A 3,769-nucleotide genomic window follows, 5' to 3' on the forward strand; every position below is an offset into this window, starting at 1 on the left:
CAGGGCGGCTGAAGTCCAGGATGACGCCCCGCTGGTAGGCCCAGAGATCAAGGTCGCGGGAGACAAATTCGGGGCCATTATCGACGCGGATGACCCGTGGATAGCCCACCGCTTTGCCGGCCAGTTCGAGCGTCCGGACGACGTCGCAGGCCTTGTAGGCGAAGCGGGGATCCAGCGCCGGCGAGAACCGGCTGAAAGTGTCGATGATCGCCAGGATGCGTATCTTGCGCCCGTCGAAGAGCTGGTCGGGCAGGAAGTCCATGGCCCAGACGTCGTTGGGCCCGGGCGCTGGCGCTCGCCGAGCTTGAAGCGCTGACGCGGGCGCGCGCGACCCAGCAGCAGATTGACGCGGCGCTGCGCAACGCTGCGGACCATCAACTCGAGCGGAAACGCTATGCTGCGGCCCTAACGTCAACGCATGGGGATCGCCCGTTAAGGAACAGAGTGGGTCAACTAAGAATGCAGGTTGAGCAACCTGCCACGTCACTCTGACCGCCCCCCGAATCCCGGCAAGGTGACCGGCCTGGTGCTGCTGTCGGGCTATTACCGCCAGCCCCGACCGACGGCCGCGCGGCTGCTGAAGGTCGGGCCGGGATGCTGGAGATCATTACCCGCGATGTGCGCCATCCCGTCTTGGAGGTCACCAACCAGCCCGACCAGCTACACAGCATGCCATGCGGCCCTGTGGAACATCAAGGTCCGGTCCCCGTCGTGCACGGCAACTAGGACGATTTAGCGCCCATCGAGCTGGCCGAGAACCTGGTGGCCGAGACCCGCACGCGGCGGCCGATGCAGTTCGAGCGGGTGACGGGCGCCGACCACTTCCTCAACGACGGATCCGCCGAGAACCTGTTGACCACACTTGCGGGTTGTATCCCCCCGCCGCGGGGTGACTTCCGACTGCGCTGGCCGAAATAGCCGGCGGCCTGGCCCAAACGAATGACCCTATTGCGGCTCAAACCGGCTGCGCCTTCGACTGCCTGAGGAGAGCCGCCAATTTCCCTTGGCGCAGGCCATGTGAACGGCGATAAGGTTGGCCTCTCGGGAAGTCTCGGCCATGTCCGGACTTCGATAATCCGCCCGCTAAGACGGGCGCTGTTCGGGGAACGCCAGTATGAAAGCCGCCGTGCTGCGCGAAGTGGGCAAGCCGCTTCAGATCGAAGATGTCCAGATCAACAAGCCAGGCCCCCATGAGGTCCTGATCCGCACCGTGGCCGCGGGCCTGTGCCACTCCGATCTGCACTTCATGGAAGGCTCCTACCCACACCCGCTACCGGCGGTGCTGGGCCATGAGAGCGCCGGGATCGTCGAGCAGGTGGGCTCGGAAGTCCGGACCGTGAAGGTGGGTGACCATGTTATCACCTGCCTTTCGGCCTATTGCGGTCACTGCGAGTCTTGCCTGACGGGCCACCTCTCACTTTGCGTCTCGCCCGATACCAAGCGCGGCGCTGATGAAGAGCCCCGGCTGACCACCGCCGCCGGCCCGATGATCCAGTTCCTGAATCTGTCGTCCTTCGCCGAATACATGCTGATCCACGAGCATGCCTGCGTCGCGATCCGCAAGGACATGCCGCTCGACCGCGCCGCCCTGATCGGCTGCTCGGTGATGACGGGGGTCGGCGCGGCAATGCACACCTCCAGCGTCCGTCCGGGGGAGACCGTGGCCGTCATCGGCTGCGGCGGCGTGGGCCTGTCGGCGATCAACGGGGCGGCCATCGCGGGCGCCGGCCGCATCATCGCCATCGACACGGTCGCCGCCAAGGGCAACTTGGCCATGGAGTTCGGCGCAACCGACTTCATCGACGCCTCCCAGACCGACGCGGTCAAGGAAGTGCTCGAAATGACCAAGGGCGGGGTGCACCACGCCTTCGAGGCCATCGGCCTGTCCAAGACCGCCGAGCAGGCCTTCAATATGCTGCGCCGCGGCGGCACGGCCAACATCATCGGCATGATCCCGGTCGGCCAGAGCATCACCCTGATGGGCGCCGCATTCCTGGGCGAGAAGAAGCTGCAGGGTTCCATGATGGGCTCGAACCGCTTCCCGATCGACATGCCCCGCCTAGTGGACTTCTACATGAACGGCAAGCTAAAGCTCGACCAGATGATCTCCCAGCGCATCAAGCTCGAGCAGGTCAACGAGGGCTTCGCTGACATGAAGCGCGGCGAACTGGCCCGTTCGGTCATCATGTTCACATCTAACGAGTAAGCGAGAGCCCATGCGCGAGTACCTGAAGCTCTATATCGACGGCCAGTGGGTCGAGCCGGTGGCGCTCAAGACCCTGGACGTCATCAATCCCGCCAATGAAGAGGTCGCCGGCAAGATCGCGCTCGGCGCCGAAGCCGATGTGGACAAGGCCGTAAAGGCCGCGCGCAAGGCCTTCGCCACCTGGTCTCAGACCACCCGCGAAGAGCGGCTGGACGTCATGCAGCGGGTGCTGGCCGAGTACCAGAAGCGCTTCGGCGATCTGGCCAACGCCGTCACCGAGGAAATGGGCGCCCCGGCCTCGCTGGCCCAGCGCGCCCAGGTGCCGGCCGGCATGGGCCACCTGGCCACCGCCATCGGCATCCTCAAGGACTTCAAGTTCGAGGAAGACCGCGGCGCGACGATGATCGTCAAGGAGCCGATCGGCGTCTGCAGCTTCATCACGCCCTGGAACTGGCCGCTGAACCAGATCATGTGCAAGGTCGCCCCGGCGCTGGCCACCGGCTGCACCATGGTGCTGAAGCCGTCGGAGGTCGCTCCCTTCACCGGCCAGATCTTCGCCGAGATCATGCACGAGGCCGGCGTGCCGGCCGGCGTGTTCAACATGGTCCATGGTGATGGCCTCGGCGTCGGCGTGCCGCTTTCGACCCATCCGGAAGTGGACATGGTCTCGTTCACCGGTTCGACCCGGGCCGGCATCGAGGTGGCCAAGAACGCCGCCCCGACCGTCAAGCGCGTGCACCAGGAACTGGGCGGCAAGAGCCCGAACATCGTCCTGGACGACGACGTCTTCGCCAAGAGCGTGGCCGGCGGCGTGCGCCAGATCATGACCAATTCCGGCCAGTCCTGTAACGCCCCGACCCGCATGCTCGTCCCGTCCAAGCGCATGGACGAGGCGATCGCCGTGGCCAAGGAAGCCGCCGCCCAGGTGACGGTGGGCGACCCCACCGGCAACGCCATGCTGGGCCCGGTGGTCTCCAAGACCCAATGGGACAAGATCCAGGACCTGATCCAGAAGGGCATCGACGAGGGCGCCACCCTGGTGGCTGGCGGGACGGGTCGTCCCGAAGGCCTGGACAAGGGCTACTATGTGAAGCCCACCGTCTTCGCCAATGTGAAGCCGGAGATGACCATCTCGAAGGAAGAGATCTTCGGTCCCGTCCTGTCGATCCTCGGCTATGAGAGCCTCGACCAGGCCATCGCCATCGGCAACGACACCGAATACGGCCTGGCGGCCTATGTGAACGGCGCCGACCTGGCCAAGGCCCGCGAAGTCGCTTCGAAGCTCCGCGCCGGCCAGGTGTCGATCAACGGCGCGTCGGACATGACCGCTCCCTTCGGCGGCTTCAAGATGAGCGGCAATGGGCGCGAGTGGGGCGACTTCGCCTTCCACGAGTTCCTGGAGGTCAAGGCGGTCATGGGCTACGCGCCCAAGGAAGCCGCCGAGTAGGCTTCGGCTCGAAAGACCAGCGGCCCCCGGCGATGTCGGGGGCCGTTTTCGTGACTGCGCCGGCAAGAGCGCGACGACCCCCCAAAAGACGCCCCCCAGGAGGAGACGCCGATGAT

General features: G+C 65.6%; 2 protein-coding genes and 1 pseudogene. 2 read left to right on the forward strand and 1 reads right to left on the reverse strand.

The window, feature by feature from the left end; all coding sequences use genetic code 11:
• A pseudogene (locus Q8N19_RS03165) lies at nt 1-292 on the reverse strand (transposase family protein); the annotation flags it as partial.
• An 822-nt stretch (nt 293-1,114) separates the two neighbouring features.
• On the opposite strand from Q8N19_RS03165, the gene Q8N19_RS03170 reads away from it, so the two are divergent.
• Together Q8N19_RS03170 and Q8N19_RS03175 are read left to right on the forward strand one after the other, a co-directional pair.
• On the forward strand, nt 1,115-2,206 hold the full coding sequence (locus tag Q8N19_RS03170) for a Zn-dependent alcohol dehydrogenase (RefSeq protein WP_304711681.1): 1,092 nt from the start codon (nt 1,115-1,117) through the stop codon (nt 2,204-2,206).
• A gap of 10 nt (nt 2,207-2,216) precedes the next feature.
• The gene (locus tag Q8N19_RS03175; protein WP_305282682.1) at nt 2,217-3,653 is read left to right on the forward strand and encodes an aldehyde dehydrogenase family protein; all 1,437 of its coding nucleotides are present in this window, start codon (nt 2,217-2,219) and stop codon (nt 3,651-3,653) included.
• The last annotated feature ends 116 nt before the right edge of the window (nt 3,654-3,769 follow it).

The organism is Phenylobacterium sp. (assembly GCF_030693405.1).
Classification (GTDB): Bacteria; Pseudomonadota; Alphaproteobacteria; order Caulobacterales; family Caulobacteraceae; genus Phenylobacterium.